Source organism: Streptomyces sp. NPDC036813 (assembly GCF_055609245.1).
The window spans coordinates 567,469-585,791 of sequence record NZ_JBVJPV010000002.1 but is presented as its reverse complement, the minus strand read 5'-3'; the positions used below and the strand labels follow the sequence as shown (position 1 = coordinate 585,791).

Sequence of the window (18,323 nt, the reverse complement as noted above, 5' to 3'; positions counted from 1 at the left end):
TGAGCGAAGGAACCCGACATGATCAAGCCTCGCCAGCCGGTCCCGGCTCTCGACGTCCCGCTCGTCGGTGGCGGCCGCTGGGTACTGTCCGAGCAGCGTCCCGAAACGTTCACGCTGGTGGTCTTCTACCGGGGTGTTCACTGCCCCCTGTGCCGTGCCCATGTGGGACAGCTCGACTCCCTCGTCGACAAGTTCGCCGAAGTCGGTGTGACCTCCGTCGTCGCGGTCAGCGGCGACGACGCGGAGCGGGCCCACCGGGCCGTCGACGAGTGGAGCATCAGCCGCGTGCCGATCGGCTACGGGCTGAGCCTGGAATCGATGCGGGAATGGGGGCTGTTCGTCTCCAAGGCGATCAAGGAAGGCCAGCCGAACGAGTTCAGTGAGCCGGGCCTGTTCCTGATCCGCCCGGACGGCACCCTGCACACCGCGGTGCTGAACACCATGCCGTTTCTGCGGCCGCACCTGGACGAGGTCGTCGAGACGGTGCGCTGGATCAACGAGAACGACTACCCGGCCCGGGGCGAGGTGTGAGCGCCGGCTGGGCGATCACCCCTCCCGAGCTGCGGGACATGCTCGAGCGGCAGGAACCGATCGACCTCATCGACATCCGCGAACCCGCCGAGTGGGAGATCGTCAGGATCTCCGGCGCGCGTCTGGTCCCCATGGGCGAATGGCTGGACGGGACCGCGCTGTCCAGCCTGCGTCCTGACCGCAGACCCGTCTTCTACTGCAGGACCGGCGTCCGCACGCTCGACGTACTGGCCGCGGTGAAGGCGGCCGGTTTCGCGGACGCCGTGCACCTGGAGGGCGGCGTCGTCGCCTGGGCGAACCAGATCGACCCCAGCCTGCCGGTGTACTGAACGCCCGCACACCCCCACGGAGAAAGCCTGATCATGACCCCCTCGACGTACAGCAGCGTCGTACTGAACGTCAATGGCCGCAAACATGAAGTGACCGTCGACCATCGCACCACCCTGCTCGACGCGTTGCGCGAGCACCTCGACCTGACCGGCACCAAGAAGGGCTGCGATCAAGGGCAGTGCGGTGCCTGCACCGTGCTGCTCGACGGTCGCCGCATCACCTCGTGCCTGCAGCTCGCGGTCGCCGCGGAGGGATGTGCGGTCACCACCATCGAAGGAATGCCGGACGGTGGGAGGCTGCATCCGGTGCAGCAGGCGTTCGTCGATCTCGACGGGTACCAGTGCGGCTACTGCACTCCGGGACAGATCTGTTCGGCGGTCGCGATGATCGAGGAGCACGCCGCGGGCTGGCCGAGCGCCGTGACACCGGATGTCCGGCCCGAGGCCGGACCTGCGCCCCTGAGCGATGACGAGATCCGGGAGCGCATGAGCGGCAATCTGTGCCGCTGCGGGGCGTACGTGTCGATCGTGAGGGCGGTCGCACAAGCGGCCGAGGCGACCGCCCGCACCCCTCCGGAAGAGCATCGTGGCAACGCTTCGGACGCCGCCCGTACGGCCGGTACGGGGTGGACCGCGTGAAGGAGTTCGGCTACCGACGCCCGAGCGAGGTGTCCGAGGCCCTCGCCCTGCTGAGCGCCGACCCCGCCGAGGCACGGTTTCTCGGTGGCGGCACCAATCTCGTCGACCTGATGAAGAGCGGTGTCGAGCGGCCCGGACTGCTGATCGACGTGCGAGGGCTGCCCCTCGACCGGATCGAGGTCACCGACGACGGCGGCCTCCACGTGGGCGCGACCGTCACCAACAGCGATCTCGCCGCCCATCCCGAAGTGCGGCGCCGCTACCCGGCATTGGCGCAGGCGGTGCTCGCCGGCGCGTCGGGGCAGCTGCGCAACATGGCCACGGTCGGCGGGAACCTGCTCCAGCGCACCCGTTGCGGCTACTTCACCGACCTCGGCAAGCCGTGCAACAAGCGCAGTCCCGGGAGCGGTTGCGCCGCGATCGCGGGTGAACACCTCAACCACGCGATCCTCGGCGGCTCCGCGCACTGCGTGGCCACGCACCCCTCGGACATGGCGGTGGCTCTCACCGCGTTCGAGGCCGTGGTGAGATACGAGACGCCCGAAGGGAGCGGCGAGGTGCCCCTGACGGAGTTCTATCCGCCAGTCGGCCACACCCCGCACCGGGAGACCGTGCTTCCGCCGGGCGCCCTCGTCACCACGGTCGTCCTGCCGCCCGCCCCGGTCGCCGCCGCCTCCCGTTACCGGAAGGTGCGCGGGCGGGCCTCGTTCGCCTTCGCGATCGGCTCGCTGGCCGCCGCCCTGGCGGTCCAGGACGGCATCGTGCGCGATGTCCGTCTGGCCTTCGGCGCGGTCGCCGCCCGCCCCTGGCGGGCCCTCGAGGCGGAGCGTGTGCTGACCGGCGGCCCGGCGACGGCGGAGGCGTTCGGCGCCGCCGCCGATGCCGAGCTGGGCGCCGCACAGCCCCTGCGGGACAACGGATACAAGGTGCCGCTGATGCGCAACCTCGTCGTCGCCGTGTTGAGCGAACTCAGCGAGGAGGCCACGCGATGACCACGGCAAGCGGACCCGCCGGCACGGTCGGCCTCGCGCACACCCGGGTGGAGGGCCACGCCAAGGTCACGGGAACGGCTCGTTACGCCGCCGACTTCCCCACCGACGACCTCGCCCACGGCTGGATCGTGCAGGCCGGCATCGCGCGTGGCCGGGTCGTGGACATCGAGACGGCTCCCGTCCTGGCGATGCCCGGCGTGCTCGCCGTCCTGCACCACTCCAACGCGCCCCGACTGCCCCACCTCGTCGGCGCGTTCGGACCCGAGCCGCCCATCCACATTCTGCAGAACGACCGTGTGCCGCACGTGGGCTGGCCTGTGGCCCTGGTCGTCGCCGAAACCCCGGAACAGGCCCGGGAAGCCGCTGAGGCTCTGGTCGTCCGGTACGAGGAGGAGCCGCACGACATCGCGTTCCACGCGGACCATCCCGGAACGTACACGCCGCAGGACTCCCCGTTCCTGGTGGCGCGCACGGAGCGAGGCGACGTCGAAGCCGAACTCGCCGCGTCCTCGGTCGTGGTCGACTCGGTGTACACCACTCCGGAGGAGCACCACAACGCGATGGAGCCGCACGCGGCCCTGGCACGCTGGTCCGGCGGACGCCTCGACGTCATCGACTCCACCCAGGGCGCGTACAACATCGCACAGGACCTGGCTCAGCTGTTCTCACTCGATCCCGCGTCCGTACGGGTACGGTCGGAACACGTGGGCGGGGGCTTCGGGTCCAAGGGCACGATCCGCCCGCCGGTGGTCCTCGCCGTGATGGCGGCGAACGCCGTCCGGCGCCCGGTCAGGGTCGTACTGACCCGCCGGCAGATGTTCTCACTCGTCGGCTACCGCAGCCCGACGGTCCAGCGGGTCCGGCTCGGCGCTCACGCGGAGGGACGTCTGCGGGCCCTGGACCACCAGGCGACCTGCCTCACGTCGCATGTGCACGAGTTCATCGAGCAGAGCGCCGCGATCGCGCGTGTCCTGTACGACGCCGACGCGCACCGCGCCGTCCACCGCGCCGTTCGGCTCGACGTGCCCACCCCGCGGTGGATGCGCGCTCCGGGGGAGGCCCCGGGTTCCTTCGCACTGGAGTCCGCGATGGACGAACTGGCCGAGAAGTGCGGCCTGGATCCCATCGCCCTGCGCGTCCGCAACGAACCCGAGGCCGGCCCGGTCTCCCGGCTGCCCTTCAGCGGTCGCAACCTGATCGCCTGCTTCGAGGAGGGGGCCAGGCGGTTCGGCTGGGCCGGCCGGGATCCGCGTCCCGGTGTGCGCCGGGACGGTCGCTGGCGGCTCGGGACCGGGGTGGCCGCCTCCACGTTCCCGGCGGATGCCGCTCCCTCGACGGCCGCCCTGACCGCCGAGGCGGACGGAACGTTCACCCTGCGGATGTCCGCGGCCGACATCGGGACGGGGGCACGGACCGTCCTGACCCAGCTCACCGCCGATGCCCTGGGCGTGGAGTTCGGACGTGTCCGCGTGGAGATCGCGGACAGCGACTTCGGCCCTGCGATGATCGCCGGTGGCTCGATGGGGACGCGTTCCTGGGCCATCGCCATCGACGCCGCGGCGAGCGACCTGCGGGCCCGGCTCGTCCTGGGCGGGGGCATTCCGCCGGAAGGGATCACCGTACGGTCGGACACCGAGAAGGCGCTCGGTGCCGCGGCCCAGCTCGAACGCCACTCGTTCGGCGCGCAGTTCGCCGAGGTGGCCGTCGACGTCACCACCGGCGAGGTGCGGGTGCGCCGACTGCTCGGGATCTTCGCGGTCGGCCGGGTGGTCAACCCGCTGACCGCGCGCAGCCAGCTCATCGGCGGCATGACCTGGGGGCTGTCGATGGCACTGCACGAGGAGGCGTTCCGGGACCAGGCTTCCGGCGGCCCCGTCAACGCCGACCTCGCCGGCTATCACCTCGCCACGAACGCGGACGTGCCGCTCATCGAGGCGGACTGGGTGGACGACCCGGACCCGCTCGACCCGACCGGTATCAAGGGGCTGGGAGAGATCGGCATCGTCGGGACCGCGGCGGCGATCGCCAACGCCGTCTGGCACGCGACGGGGGTGCGGCAGCGGGCCCTGCCGATGCGCAACGACCGTGTCCTGGCGGGCGGCCTCGGACCGGGCGTGGCCGGCTGAGCACGGGGGGGGGGGGATCACCCGACGGCGGTTCGGGTGATCCCCGGCTCGTGCGATGTCGCTCAGTTGCCGACGAGGGCCATGAGCGCGGGCGCGTATCGCTCGCCGTGCACACCGAAACGGGACGTCGCTTCGGTGATCGCCGCCAGCTCCTCGGCCGACAGGTCGAGGAAGGCCGCCTCGATGTTCTCGCGCAGGTGGTCGCGGCGGCTGGTGCCCGGAATGGGCACCACGTCGTCGCCCTGGTGATGCAGCCATGCGAGCGCGAGCTGCCCGACCGTGATCTCGCGCCGGCGGGCGACCTCGCGCACGGTGTCCAGGAGCTGCAGGTTCTTGCGCAGGTTGGGCTCGGTGAAGCGCGGGAGGTGGTGACGGAAGTCCTGGTCGTGGGTGAGATCGGCGACCGACCTCACCTGATCGGCCAGGAAGCCCCGCCCGAGGGGGCAGTTGGCGATGATGCCGATGCCGAGTTCCCGGCAGGTCGACACGACCGTGCCTTCGATGTCCCGGGTCCACAGCGACCACTCGCTCTGCAGTGCCGTGACCGGGTGCACGGCGTGGGCGCGGCGGATGGTGCCGGCGGAGACCTCGGAGAGCCCGATGTGGCGCACCTTGCCCTCGGCGACGAGTTCCGCCAGCGCGCCCATCGCCTCCTCGATGTCCTCGTCGGGGCGTACCCAGTGCTTGAAGAGGATGTCGATGTGGTCGACGCCCAGGCGTTTCAGGGATGCCTCACAGCTCTCGCGGATGAACCGGCGGTCGCTGCGGACACCCAGGAACGTCCCGTCGGGTGCCCGGTCCAGGCCGACCTTCGTGCAGATCAGTACCTCGTCCCGACGGCCGGCGACGGCACCGCCGACCAGTCGCTCCCCCTCCCCCATGCCGTGGATGGCGGCCGTGTCCAGCAGGGTGACCCCGCGGTCCATGGCTTCCCTGACGGTCGCCACGGCCTCGTCGCGGTCGGCGCGGCCGTAGAACGAGGTCACGCCGAGGCAGCCCAGCCCCTGGGCGGGAACGAGCAGCGTGCCGAGCCGCCTCGTGGGCAGTGGTGCGGAAGTCATCCGAACTCCCCCTTCATACGGAAGTCGCGGGCGCCCCACCGCGCGCCCGACTCGGCGCTGCGCGGTGGGGCGCCGAGGTCAGTTCCCGAGCTGCGCGAAGCTCTGCTCCAGGACGTCGAGGGCGTCGCCGAGCAGTTCCTCGGCGATGACCAGGGAAGGCAGGAACCGCAGGACGTTGCCGTACGTACCGACCGTCAGCAGGAACACGCCCTTCGCGTGACACGCCTCGACGACGCGCTGAGCCAGCTCGGGGGCGGGCTCCTTGGATCCGGGACGCACCAGTTCGACGCCGATCATCGCCCCCCGGCCGCGTACCTCCCCTATCGCGTCGTACCGGGTGGCCAGCTCGTTCAGTCGCGACATGAGGATCTTCTCGATCCTGCGCGCCGCCGCGGCGAGGTCCTGCCGGCGCATGACGTCGATCGCGGCGAGTGCCGCGGCGCATGCCACGGGGTTGCCGCCGTAGGTGCCGCCGAAGCCGCCGAGCTGAACCGCGTCCATCACCTCGGCGCGCCCCGTCACCGCCGCCAGGGGCAGCCCGCCGGCTATCCCCTTGGCGCTCACGACGATGTCGGGGACGACTCCCTCGTGCTCGGAGGCGAACCAGGCGCCGGTGCGGCAGAAGCCACTCTGGATCTCGTCGGCCACCAGCAGCGCGCCGTGCCGCGCGCACCATCGGGCGATCTCCGGAAGGTAGCCCGCCGCGGGCACGATGAACCCGCCCTCGCCCTGGATCGGTTCGACCACGACGGCTGCCACGTTCTCGCCGCCGACCTGCCGCTCCAGCACCTCCAGCGCGTCACGTGCCGCCTGCTCGCCGCTGAGCCCTTCCGGATCCCGGAACGGGTAGGAGGCGGGGATCCGGTAGATCTCCGGGGTGAAGGGACCGAACCCCTGCTTGTACGGCATGTTCCGCGCGCTCAGGCCCATCGTCAGGTTGGTACGGCCGTGATAGGCGTGGTCGAGCACGACGATCGCGGCACGGCCGGTCGCCGCCCTGGCGACCTTGACGGCGTTCTCCACGGCCTCGGCGCCAGTGCTGAAGAGGGCCGACCGCTTCTCGTGCGCGCCCGGTGTGAGTTCGGCGAGCTGCTCGCACACCGCGACGTATCCCTCGTAGGGCGTGGCGAGGAAACAGGTGTGGGTGAACCGCGCCACCTGCTCCTGTACGGCCGCCACCACGTCGGGCGCGGCATTGCCCACTCCGGTCACGCCGAGGCCGGAGCACAGATCGATGTAGGTGTTTCCGTCGATGTCACGCAGGAGCCCCGCCCCTGCCGCTTCCACATAGACCGGGAGTGCGCTGCCGACCCCTCGCGCGACGGCCTTCTGCCGTCGCGCGTGGATCTCCTGGGAGCGCGGACCGGGGATTTCGGTGGCGAGCTCCCGTCCCTGGGCAGGCGTCACCGAGCTGGATGCGGTCACAGGTCCTCTTTCGTCAAAGGGCGAATGAACAAGAAACGATCCACATGTGCGGACTGTCTCAGCGGACCGTTGACGCGCGGGTCAGGAACCGGCGCTCACGAGGTGTAGTCGGCGTTGATCCTCACGTATCCCTCGGTGAGGTCACATCCGTAGACGGTGAACGCCCCGTCGGCGATCCCCAGGTCGATCTTGATGATCACCTCGTCGCCCTTGAGGTACTGGGCGGCCTGTTCGAGGAGCGCGTCATCGGGTTCTTCGGGGTGCATCAGCAGGTCGTTGAACTGGATACGGACGCGGGGCGGCTCAATGTCGGTCTCCTCGTCGAGCTTGCCGATGGCCATCGCGATCCGGCCCCAGTTCGGGTCGCTGCCGTGGACCGCCGCCTTGACCAGCGGCGAGTTGACGACGGCCTTGCCCACCCGCTTGGCCTGCGCGTCGTCACGGGCACCGGTGACCTGGACCTCGATGAGCTTGGTCGCGCCTTCGCCGTCCGAGGCGATGTCACGGACGAGATGCAGGGCGACCTCGTACAGCGCCTGCTCGAAGGCCTCCAGGTCCACCGGTCCGGCCAGGCCGTTGGCGAAGATCGCCGCGGTGTCGCTCGTCGAGGTGTCGGTGTCGATGCTCAGCGCGTTGAACGTCTTGTCCATCACGCGCCGGAAGAGGGCGTCGAGTTCGCCGGCGGGAATGTCCGCGTCGGTGAAGAAGAACGTGAGCAGGGTGGCCATGTTCGGTTCGATCATGCCCACCCCCTTGGCGATCCCGGTGAGCACGGCGTCACCGCACCGCACGCTGAGGTACTTGGGCCGGGTGTCCGTCGTCATGATCGCCTTGGCCGCGGCGGCGTAGTCGGCCTCCGGGAACGGCCAGACCAGCGAGTCCAGGCCGGCCCGGATGCTCTCCATCGGATACGGGCGGCCGATGACCCCGGTCGAACCGATGACCAGCTCCTCCGGGGCGACACCCGCGATCTCGGCGACCCGGCGGCGCACCTCCTCGGCGTGTGCCGCACCGGCCCGGCCGGTCGCCACGTTGGCGTTGCGGGAGAGCACGACCATGCCGCGGCTGCGCTGCGCGGGGGCCGCCTCACGGCTGAGCAGGACACTGGGGCCGGCGAACCTCGATCGCGTGAACACCGCGGCCGAGCGGGCCGGCACCTCGGAGACGACGACCGCGAAGTCATCGTCGACGTCCTTGAGCCCCATGTTCATGGTCGCGCTGCGGAAACCTCGCGGCGTCACAGGCTTCATGGTTGGCACACCTCCTTGAGCGGCCCAGAGATCCCGCGTCGGCACAACGTCTCCGGACATTGAATGAAGTTGCTGTTCACCGTACACATCCACACTCAGCCGCAGCAACGACGAAGTGAATGGCTCCTCAATTTCCCGTTGTTGTCCGCATGTTGGACTCCCACCTGTTCCGATCATGTGATCCAAGTCACTCCAACAGCTGCATAGATATGCCGTACGGTGGACAAGCCAATGATCAAGGACGACCATGTGACGTAACGGGGAGAGCGCATGTCGGTGACCAACGCTGCGACAGCGAGCATGGATTGTGAGGTCCTGCCAGGCGGAGTCGCACTGGTGGAGTTCTCACAGGCGCACGAGCAGAACCCGTTCAGCAGGGCCCGCATGCGCGAGTTGACCCGCCTGATGTCCGACCTCGACGGCGACGACGAGGTCGGCTGTGTCGTCCTGTACGGCGGACCGGGCAGGTCGTTCGGCGCCGGCGGGGACTTCAACGAGGTCTCCGAGTTCTCCGGCGGCGACGAGGTCGACGCCTGGATCGACGACATCACGGACCTCTACAGCACCATCGCCGGGATATCGAAGCCCGTCGTCGCCGCCATCGACGGCTACGCCATCGGCGTGGGCCTGCAGATCGCTCTCTGCTGCGATCTGCGCATCGGCAGCACCGCGGCGAAGCTCGTGATGCCGGAGTTCCGCGTGGGCATCGCCTGCAACTTCGGCGGCTACATGCTCGAGACGGTGGTGGGGCGCAGCGTCATGCAGGAAATGCTCTACACCTGCGCCGAATGGCCGGCCGAGCGCGCGCTCGCAGACCGGCTGCTGCAGGAAGTGACGGCCCCCGGGGACCTGTTGGACTGTGCGCTCGAGCACGCCCGGCGCATCGCTTCGTACACCCGGGCGGCCGTCCAGTCGACCCGCTCCCGCGTCAACGGCCCGTACGTCGAGGGGCTGCGCCGGGTACGCGAAGAGGGCAAGCGCTCCCACCGCACCGCCTTCTCGGCCGGTGAGGCCCAGCAGCGAATGCGCCGCATCATCGGGAAGGGCTGACCATGGCTCCCGTCAGCAAATGGTGCGTCGTCGCCAACACGCCCCTGCCGGCACTGGACCGGTTGGCTCAGCACGCCGACCTCGGTGACCTGCACGTATACTTCCGGGGCCCGGAGGGCGTCGCCCTCCCGGCCGATCCCCCCGTGACCCTCGACGTACGCACCCTGACGGCGGTCCCGGAGGACGCGCCTGTGGACCCGGCGAAGTCCTCCATGGTCCGGATCGACCCGGACGCCGTCACCGTCACGGTCTCGGCACTCAACGAGGACCCGGTCTACTACGCGGTCAACCGCCTGCGCGGCCGGTTCGCCTACTTCACGGATCTCCTGCTCGCCCCGCTCGTGCTGCCCGCACTCGGGCTGCCCGTCGAACCCGCCGGCGGCTCCCCCGCCACCGAACACGGCACGCTCGTTCGCGGCGTCAGCAGGCTCGGCTACGGGACCGTCCGCCGGACCCGCCGCGGCACCGGCGACTGGCTGACGGACGTACGCGACGTGCGGGATCCGCTGGCCTCCTTCCGGGCTCCGCACCGCGACGACCCGCTGAGCGCCGGAGAGGCGCAACTCCAGGCCCTGTCCTCGGAGATCGCGCGCATCGACGCGGCCACCGCCCAGGGCACCGGCTACGCGACCCTGCTGTCCGGCGGCATCGACTCCGGCACCGTGACATACCTGGCGGCCACCGCCGGTGTGTCCGTCACCCCCTACAGCGTGGGAACCCCCTGGGGTGACGAGCTCGCCGACGCGGCCGAGCTCTGCACGGAACTGGGGATCGACCTCAATCCCGTGCACCTGACGGAGGAGCAGATCATCGCCTCCGTCCCGGAGGCCATCAGATGGCTGGGAGTCGCCGATCCGGAGGTCGTGGAGGTCGCCCTGACGGCGACGGCGGTCCAGCGTCTCGGTGCCGTGCCCCGGCACCGGGTACTGCTGACCGGTTACGGGAGCGACCTGATCAACGCCGGCCTCTACCGCCCCTTCGACCACCGTGACGACCTCATCGACCAGGTCCTCACGGCCGTCGACCGCACGCGGCGCAGCAATGAACTCTCCAACCGCATGCCGTTGGCGTACGGGACCGCCACCCACCACCCCTTCTGGTCCTGGCCCGTGATGCGCGTCGCCCTGGAGACCGCACCCGAGTGCAAGGTCCGGGACGGGCGCGAGAAATACCATCTGCGCACCGCGATGGGGACGCGCGTCCCCGAGGGGATCGCCTGGCGCAAGAAGATCGCCGTGCACCACGGAGGCGGCCTTCAGCAGGGGGTCATGCGCTACCTCGCGAAGGAGACGGGCACGGAGGATCGCGAGGCCCTGTACCGGGCCTGCTTCGCCGAGCTCCTGGACATGGCTGCGGCGGGACACCTGGAACCCACCGATCCATGGTCCCTCTTCGAACGAGCCGTCCGCCGGGCCCGCGCCGCCCGCTGACTGCGGACGTGGGTGAGAGCTCCGTCCGGGCGGCCTCAGGCCCGACGCGTGTGCTCCATCGGTTACGGGACGGCTGGCCGACAGCCGTCAAGCCTTCATGTGCGGGGCGCCTGATCAGGCACCCCGCACATGAAGGCTTGACGGCCGCGGGTCAGGCGGCGGTCACCGTGAAGCTCTGTGCGGCCGAGCCGTCGCAGGTGCGCTGGGTGAGTTGCGCACTGTTCGTGGCGGCGGTCGCCGCAGTCAGGCACTTGCCGCTGTGGCGGGCCGTGAAGTGGTAGCGTCCGGCGGCTTCCTTCACGGGGAGCCACTGCTGGTTCTGGCCGCCTCCGTACGCCCACAGCTGCAGCCGCGCGTTGTCGGCGCTCGATGCGTCGGTCACGTCGATGACCTGTTGCGGATCGGGGCGCACGCCGATGCGTCGGTGTCCGCTGTCGGTCGCGGCGAGCCGGAACTGTTGGGCCTGAGTGCCGTTGCAGGTGTACTGCTGGATCGCTGTTCCGGTGGCGGCGGCGCGGGCGTCGACGCAGGTGCCGTTGCCGACGTTCTTCAGGGAGTACCAGGACGTCTCGGAGAGTGTGTCGTCCGGTGGGGTGGTGGCGCCTGCGCCACCGAGCCATTTGAGCCCGTCCAGCAGGAAACGGTTCTGCGTCGCGCTGGCGAACGTCGACGACGTGCGGGTGTTCGTGTCGTAGTTCATCGCGTTGTGGCCGAAGTTCGCGTACAGCATCTTGTACTTCGTGTTGGTCCACAGGATCGGGTAGTAGCCGCTGTACCAGGACTGGCCGGGGTCGGTGCCCAGCGGGAAGCTGCTGGGGTCGACCGAGGCGAGGATCTTGATGTCAGGGTTCTGCCGCAGGTCGTTGGACCAGCTGTACCACTCGCTGACCGACGACGTGAACGTGGCGGGCAGGTTCACGGTGGAGGGGTGCGTTCGGTCCTCGACCTTGAGGGTCGCGGACGTCGGGCCCCAGGTGTTGGACCTGAAGTTGCCGCTGCCCAGGAACTGGTTGTGGTACCAGGACCAGCTCGCGGCGTCCGTGGTGAAGGCGGAGACGTGGAAGCCCAGCCAGGCGCCGCCGCCGCGCATGTACTGCTCGAATCCGGCGCGCTGGGCGGCGGTCTGCGGCAGGTCGTCGAGGAACAGGACGACCTGGTAGGCGTTGACGCCACCGTTGGCGAGGAGGTTCCAGTCGTTGCTGGCGGTGTAGGTGAAGCCGTTCGCGGCCGCTTGCTTGGGCAGCCAGTCGTTGGCCTCCTTCTCGAAGTCGATGTGTGCCGCGTCCCATGTGCCGCTGTAGAGGCCGAGCACGGTGAAGGGAGTCGCCGCGGTGCCGGCGTGTGCGGCGGGCGGTGCCGCGACCCCGATGAAGGCCGCGAGCAGGAGGAGGATCCGCAGGGTGGCGCGGGCGGATCCGGATCTGTTGGCGTGCGTCGGATGCATCTGCCGGTCGGTCCCTTCGCTCGGGCTACGGGTAGTCGGTGAGGTAGGCGACGTTGCTGCTGGAGTTGGAGGGTCCTGCCGCGTTGTTGATGACGTGGCTGATGGTGCCGGTGCCGCCCAGTGAGACGGTGACCATGTCGTGGAACCTGACCGCGGAGGTGTTCGGCACCTCGAAGGCACGATCGGCGACGACTGCCGGGTTGGTGCTGAAGTAGCAGTAGCTGCCGAGTCCCCACGCCTCGTGGCTGGCGACGGAGTCGGCGACCTTGTAGGCGGGGTAGCCCTTGTTGCTGCCGTTCATCCAGGCGAGCTGGTCGGGCGGGTCGTAGGGCATCTCGTTCTGGAAGAAGTACGTTCGGCCGCCGTTGCCGTTCCACAGCACCTGCGTCTTTTGGAAGTGCTCGACGAAGAGGCCGTAGGCGGTCACGTCGGCACCGTTGACGACGAGGCCGGTGTCGGCGGTGTTGGTGGTCCAGCCGACGGTGCCGCCGTTGCCGTGGTCGGCACGCCAGATCCAGGTGTGGTCGATGATCGTGTTCGCGCTGTTGACGACCAGGGAGTTGGTGGCCTTGCCGATGGTGGCGCCGCCGATCCGGACGAAGAAGTCCGAGAGCTGGATCGGGTCGGCCGCGTGGTTCGTGGACGCTCCGTTCGGGCCGATCCGCACCAGCGTCCGGGAGTTGGTGGTGCCCGCGTCGATGAGCAGGCCGGCCAGCTGGATGCCGTCGACGTCGCCGGTGCCGATGGCGGTGATCCCGCCGTCCGGTACGAGGGTGGCGAGGCCCATGCCGAGGACGACCGTGTCGGGACGCGTGATGTTCAGCGTCTGGTCGAGGTGGTAGACGCCCGGGGTGACCAGGAGGTTCTTGCCGGACGCGAGGGCCGCGTTCATGTCGGCGGCGGTGGCGCCGGGCTTGACGATGAAGAACTGGTCGAGCGGGAGTGACGTGCCCGCCGGCGTCCTTCCGCTCCACGTGGTGCCGGTGGCCTCGGTCCGCAGCGCCGGCACGAACACCTTGTAGGCACCCGCGCCGTCCACGTAGAGGAACGGCTTCTCGCGGATCGTCGGGGTGCTCGCGACATTGGTGTACGTGGGGAAGGACTGGGCGGGTGCGCCCTGGTCGCCGACGAAGACCATGTTCCAGTTCGCGCCCGACCAGCTGCCCATCTGGGAGTTGCGGGTGAGGAACTGCTGCTGTGAGCCGGAGCGGATCTGCCCGTCGACCTTGGTGTCGGAGATGAAGCCGCCGCTGGACCAGCCGCCGTCGTCGAGCGCGAGGTTGCCGCGCACGTGCATGCGCCGGTACGGGGCGGCCTGCGAGACAGCCCAGCGGTCGGTGCCGCCGGTCGGGTTGACCGACAGGTTCTCGGCCGCGCGCCAGAAGTTCTGCGTGGCGTTGCCCTGGAACCAGTCGGCCTCGGCGTGCACCGCGCCGTTGATGGTGACGTCGTCCGGAGAGAGGCCGAGGCCGGCGACCTGGGTGTAGAAGCCGACGTTGGCGTCGGCGCTGTAGGTTCCGGGCTTGAACAGCAGGGCATGGCGGGCCGAGCCGAACTGGTTGGTCTGCTGCTGTGCGAAGACCGCATCCAGCTTGTACTGGATGCTGGATGCGGACATCGACGGGTCGAAGACCGTGACGTTGGGGCCGAAGTCCGGGGTTCCGGGCGGGTTCGTCGTGCCGCCGCCGAGCGTGAAGGACTGTGCGGCGGTGCCGTTGCAGGTGTACTGCGCGAGCTGCACGCTGTCCGCGGTGGAGGCGGCGGGCACGTCCAGGCACTTGCCGCTGTTGCGGTTGACGAAGTGGTACGAGCCGTCGGCCTCGGCGACGGGGAGCCACTGCTGGTTTGCGCCGCTGGAGTACGACCACAGCTGGACGGGCGCGGAGTCGGCGGTGGAGACGTCGGTGACGTCCCACGCCTTTGTGGCATCGAGGTTGCTGTTGATGCGGTAGTAGCCGCCGCTGGTGGCCACCAGCTGCCACTTCTGGGCGGTGCTGCCGTTGCAGCCGTACTGCTGGACGGCGGTGCCGTTGGCGCTCGCGGCCGCACGGGCGTCGACGCACTTGCCGCTGCCCTTGTTGATCACGGTCGTGTAGCCGGTCGGGATCGCGGCGGCCGTGGCGGGCTGCGCGCTCGCCCGCGTCTGCCCGGCGAACCCGACGCCTGTCGCGGTCGTCGCCATGAGCGCGACCGCGGTGAGGGCTCTCGGTATCCGGTGTCTGAGCGCGGATCCGGGTGGGGATCTGAACACGGTGGTCTCCTGTGGGGGGTGGGCCGTCAGGGCCGTCAGCCGGTGTACTTGGCGAAGATGCCGGTGAACTGCCAGGCGCCCTGGGACACACCCGAGCAGGTGTCGTCGTTCGGGTAGGCGCCGGAGCAGGGCCGGTCGCGGTTGGCCGACCAGAACGTCAGGCGCGCGAGGTGGTGCTGCTGCGCGTAGCCCAGGATGGTCTGGAAGTCGGCTGTGGTGACGGTCTCGTTGACGTCGGTGATCCCGTTCATGGACGAGATGCCCATGCCCCGGTACGCCTGGTCGTCGCTGTAGCCGTAGGCGCTCTTGAGGGCGTTCTTGAGGCCCTCGGCCGCCTTGATCGTCAGCGTCCCCATGTTCTGGCCCGCGCCGCCGAAGTCGAACGGCATGATCGTCCAGCTGTCCACCGTGAGGCCGGAGTTCGCGGCCCGGTCGATCAGACTGGTGTCGGGCCCGGACTGGCCGGTGCCGATGGTGACGTACACCTTGAGGCCCGGGTTGTCGGCCTTGACCGTCTTGAGCGCGTCGACCGTGCGCTGTTGCACGGTCCCGTTGCTGTACGCGTCGGCCTCCAGGTCGATGTCGATGGCCTTGAGCCCGTAGGCGTCGATGACCTTCTGGTACGCGCCGGCGAGCGCGGCGGCGCTGGTGCAGGAGCTCTCCAGTTTGTTGCCGCTGTAGCCGCCGAACGAGGGGATGACGTCGCCGCCGTTCGCCCGGATGATGTTGACGGTCTGCTGGTCGACGCCGCCGGTGAGCGGACGGCCGCCGTCCCACTGTGGGGTGCAGGTGCCGTTGCTGAGGACGAAGGCGAGGGTGAACCACTTGACGCCGGTGGCGTTCATGATGGTGACCGGGTCGGGCGGGCTGCCCCAGCCGTGGTAGAGGTAGGGGGCTACGGCCATCGGCGCGGCGGGGGGCGTGCCGCCGCCGGCCGGCGCGGTCCATTTCTGGTTGGCGGCGCCCGCGCAGCTCCAGATCTGGATCGGGGTGCCGTTCACGGAGGCGTTGCCGGTGACGTCGGCGCACTTGCCGGACTGCTGGCCGACGAGGTCACGGGCGGCGGTGACGGTCCACTTCTGGTTGGCACTGCCGGCGCAGTCCCATATCTGGAGTCTGGCTCCGTCGGTGCTCGAATTGCCGGTGACGTCGAGGCACTTGCCGAGGGCGCGGATCGTGCCGTCGGTGGCGAGGGTCCACTGCTGGGCGGCGGTGCCGTTGCAGTCGTAGAGCTGGACGGCCGTGCCGTTGGCGGATTTGGCTCCCGCCACGTCGAGGCACTTGCCGCCGAGCCCGGTGATGGCGCCGGTGGCCGCGGCGGCGGGGGTCGCGGCGAGCGCGCTCGCCGATCCCGTGAGCAGCGCGGTGACGAGCACGGCCCGCAGAGCGTTCTGACGGGCGAGGACAGGTCTGGGCAGGGGGGACATGGGGGTTCACAGCCCTTCATGGGAGGCCGTCGAGGGGGGTTACGAGTGTTCATTTGTTCATGGATATGAACACTGGGTGCATTCATGAAGCTGTGGCGAACGGGAACCTAAAGGTCTACGCCAAAGCCGTCAAGAGATGAAACCAAGATGACCGTCAACGGTTCTGCGCCCGCGAGGACTTGAACACAGCAAAGCCCCCGGTGGGCCTCCGGGGGCTTCAACAGTACTTAATTCAAGGCGTGTTGCGAAGGGTGCTGCCGCAGCTCATCGGCAGCAGCCGGACGCCTCGACCGCCCAGCGGCGCGGCATCACCCCCCGTCGTGAGGCATGACCTTCGTCACCTTGCCTCTGTTGTCGGCCGTCAGGTAGCCGGTCTCGCTGTACTTGTTCGAGAGGTATGCGGACATACCCATCGGGTCACCGAACGTCGGGTCGGCTCCTCGCACCACGAGGTAGCGGGAGGTGGCGTCCTTGACGTTCAGTTCCTTGTCCGCCTGCCGGAAGAGGGCGGGGACGGCGTCCCAGTTGAAGGCGTCGACGCTGAACGGGCTCTCCATGGAGGTGACCGAACCGCTGGTGATGCCTTTCTGCGCGCCCTCCCCCGGCCGGTACGTCCAGGAGTCGTACCGGGTCTTGCTGCCGCCGGCCATCACGTTCGCGGAGATGTACCCGGGATAGACGACGAGACTGCACATCTGGTCCGTGCCTGTCCTGGCCTTCATCGCGGCCAGAGCGCTGCGGATGCCGCTCGGGGTGAGCAGGCTGCCCGCGGCCGTGTCAGGCGCGGCGCCCTTCGCTCCCCCGGCCCGGCCGGAACCCCCGGAGGTGTTCGCGGCAGGCGCGGGCGTGCCGCTCGTGCCCTGGCCCGATGACGTCGTACCTCCGGCGTTCGCCTGGCCGCCCGCGTCGGGGAGGAACGTCCACACCAGCACTCCGACCAGCGCCGTGACAGCGATCGAGGACCCGAGGGCGAGGCGGCGCACCCGCCGCCGCGCACGCTCGCCGTGGCCGCCGGGTGCCGCCACCGCGGTCGTTCCCGCGAACGGCCCCGCCGGGTACGCCGGGTACGGACTCGGCGGTGCCGGATACGCAGGCACGGGTGTGGCCGGAGCGGGATACGGCACCGCGTCGTTCGGCGGCACCGGCCCGGTGGCCGGCGTCATCGGTGTGTTCGGCGGCCCGAGGTGACAGGAGGTGGCGCCATGATCGGCAGTGGAGTCGGCGGGCACGGTCGGGGCGCTGACGTGCGCTGCCCTGGGAGGTCGCGGGTGCTGAGTGCCGGCGTCCGCCGCCTCGGCGAGCATCGCGGCGATGACGTCCGCGTCCGGCCGGCTGGCCGGGTCCTTCACAAGTACCGCGGTGAGCAGAGGGCCGAGTGCAGCCGCTCGTCGGGGCGGGGGCAACTCCTCGGTCAGCACGGCGGCCAGCGTCGCCAGCGTGGTCGCCCTGCGAAGCGGATGGTGGCCTTCGACGGCGACGTACAGCATCATCGCGAGCGACCAGATGTCAGCTTCCGCACCGCCCTCGCCACCGGAGACCCGCTCCGGGGCCATGTAGTCGGGCGTGCCGATGACCGACCCGGTGGCAGTCAGCGTGGTCGAATCCCGGATGGCGGCGATGCCGAAGTCGGTCAGCACAGGGCGCCCGTCGGGCCGCAGCAGGACGTTCGCGGGCTTCACGTCCCGGTGCTCGATGCCCGCAGCGTGCGCGGCGCGCAGCGCCGCCAAGACCTCACAGCCCAGCCGGGCGGCCTCGCGGGGCTCCATCGGTCCGTGGGCGAGCCGGTCGGCGAGCGAGCCTCCGGTGACCAGCTCCATGACCAGCCACGGGTAGGTGTGCTCGCCGCCGTCCACGACATGATGGATGATCACGACGTTGGGGTGCTGAACACGCGCGAGAGCGCGGGCCTCGCGCAGCACGCGGGCGCGCAGCAGCGTCGCGGCCTTCGGGTCGTGCTCGGCCAGCCGTGGATCGGATGGGCGCACCTCCTTCAGGGCGACCGCCCGATCGAGCACGAGGTCGCGTGCCCGCCACACCGTGCCCATGCCGCCACTGCCGAGCCGTGCGTGCAGCTCGAATCTGCCGTCGATCACCCGTCTGCCGGGCTCTGGCTCGCTCATGGCCCGGAGCATACGAGAACGCGCTGACAGCTGTCCGGTCCGGCCCACACGGTGACCAGAGCACCCTGCGACCTGGGAGCGGTGCTCGGCCAGGGGCATCACCTCCCGGTGCCACCACCGTGGGAGCGGAGCTCGCCGATACCGCCGCGGGTGGGCCGTCAGCTCCCTCTCACGGCCTTCCAGCCCCCTCCGGTTCATGAACTGGAGGGGGCTGGGGCAACCAGTGATCGAGGGGCCGGGGCGGAATG

At 69.9% G+C, this 18,323-nt stretch carries 14 protein-coding genes; 7 read left to right on the top strand and 7 right to left on the bottom strand.

Features of this window, described 5'->3' with window-relative positions; all coding sequences use genetic code 11:
- Positions 1-18: 18 nt before the first annotated feature.
- From ACZ67Q_RS06685 to ACZ67Q_RS06665, 5 genes are read left to right on the top strand one after another with little or no spacing between them, the layout of a single operon-like run.
- Positions 19-531: a peroxiredoxin-like family protein gene (locus tag ACZ67Q_RS06685; protein WP_471177282.1), complete on the top strand. Its 513-nt coding sequence runs from the start codon at positions 19-21 to the stop codon at positions 529-531.
- A complete protein-coding gene (locus tag ACZ67Q_RS06680; protein ID WP_471177279.1) occupies positions 528-860 on the top strand; it encodes a rhodanese-like domain-containing protein in 333 nt (110 codons plus the stop codon). Before ACZ67Q_RS06685 ends, ACZ67Q_RS06680 begins: the two co-directional genes overlap by 4 nt.
- A 33-nt stretch (positions 861-893) precedes the next feature.
- Positions 894-1,499 (top strand): (2Fe-2S)-binding protein, encoded by a 606-nt coding sequence (locus ACZ67Q_RS06675; protein WP_471177276.1) that lies wholly within the window; start codon positions 894-896, stop codon positions 1,497-1,499.
- A complete protein-coding gene (locus ACZ67Q_RS06670) occupies positions 1,496-2,491 on the top strand; it encodes an FAD binding domain-containing protein (RefSeq protein ID WP_471177273.1) in 996 nt (331 codons plus the stop codon). Before ACZ67Q_RS06675 ends, ACZ67Q_RS06670 begins: the two co-directional genes overlap by 4 nt.
- Complete coding sequence (locus ACZ67Q_RS06665) at positions 2,488-4,617, top strand: xanthine dehydrogenase family protein molybdopterin-binding subunit (protein ID WP_471177271.1); 2,130 nt, start codon at positions 2,488-2,490, stop codon at positions 4,615-4,617. The genes ACZ67Q_RS06670 and ACZ67Q_RS06665 overlap by 4 nt, the downstream gene beginning before the upstream one ends.
- A gap of 62 nt (positions 4,618-4,679) precedes the next feature.
- Here the strand turns inward: ACZ67Q_RS06665 and ACZ67Q_RS06660 are convergent, their stop codons facing one another.
- The 3 genes from ACZ67Q_RS06660 to argJ form a co-directional block, all read right to left on the bottom strand.
- Positions 4,680-5,678 (bottom strand): aldo/keto reductase, encoded by a 999-nt coding sequence (locus ACZ67Q_RS06660; protein WP_471177269.1) that lies wholly within the window; start codon positions 5,676-5,678, stop codon positions 4,680-4,682.
- Positions 5,679-5,756: 78 nt separating this feature from the next.
- Entirely contained in the window at positions 5,757-7,103 is a 1,347-nt protein-coding gene (gene gabT / locus ACZ67Q_RS06655) for a 4-aminobutyrate--2-oxoglutarate transaminase (protein WP_471177266.1), read from the bottom strand.
- A 95-nt stretch (positions 7,104-7,198) separates the two neighbouring features.
- A complete protein-coding gene (argJ, locus tag ACZ67Q_RS06650) occupies positions 7,199-8,362 on the bottom strand; it encodes a bifunctional glutamate N-acetyltransferase/amino-acid acetyltransferase ArgJ (RefSeq protein ID WP_471177264.1) in 1,164 nt (387 codons plus the stop codon).
- Positions 8,363-8,623: 261 nt separating this feature from the next.
- Here argJ and ACZ67Q_RS06645 point away from each other — a divergent pair, with 261 nt between their 5' ends.
- Together ACZ67Q_RS06645 and ACZ67Q_RS06640 are read left to right on the top strand one after the other, a co-directional pair.
- Positions 8,624-9,403 carry an enoyl-CoA hydratase/isomerase family protein gene (locus ACZ67Q_RS06645; protein ID WP_471177261.1) on the top strand — a complete coding sequence of 260 codons (780 nt, stop codon included), beginning with the start codon at positions 8,624-8,626 and terminating at the stop codon, positions 9,401-9,403.
- A gap of 2 nt (positions 9,404-9,405) precedes the next feature.
- A complete protein-coding gene (locus ACZ67Q_RS06640; protein WP_471177259.1) occupies positions 9,406-10,833 on the top strand; it encodes an asparagine synthase-related protein in 1,428 nt (475 codons plus the stop codon).
- Positions 10,834-10,984: 151 nt separating this feature from the next.
- Here ACZ67Q_RS06640 and ACZ67Q_RS06635 read toward each other — a convergent pair whose 3' ends face one another.
- From ACZ67Q_RS06635 to ACZ67Q_RS06620, 4 genes are all read right to left on the bottom strand, one after another.
- Positions 10,985-12,277, bottom strand: a complete 1,293-nt coding sequence (locus ACZ67Q_RS06635) for a ThuA domain-containing protein (RefSeq protein WP_471177257.1) — start codon at positions 12,275-12,277, stop codon at positions 10,985-10,987.
- A gap of 25 nt (positions 12,278-12,302) precedes the next feature.
- Entirely contained in the window at positions 12,303-14,459 is a 2,157-nt protein-coding gene (locus tag ACZ67Q_RS06630) for an RICIN domain-containing protein (RefSeq protein WP_471177254.1), read from the bottom strand.
- A 104-nt stretch (positions 14,460-14,563) separates the two neighbouring features.
- A complete protein-coding gene (locus ACZ67Q_RS06625) occupies positions 14,564-15,955 on the bottom strand; it encodes a lectin (RefSeq protein WP_471177252.1) in 1,392 nt (463 codons plus the stop codon).
- Between the two features lie 308 nt (positions 15,956-16,263).
- The gene (locus ACZ67Q_RS06620; protein ID WP_471177250.1) at positions 16,264-18,075 is read right to left on the bottom strand and encodes a serine/threonine-protein kinase; all 1,812 of its coding nucleotides are present in this window, start codon (positions 18,073-18,075) and stop codon (positions 16,264-16,266) included.
- Positions 18,076-18,323 lie beyond the last annotated feature (248 nt).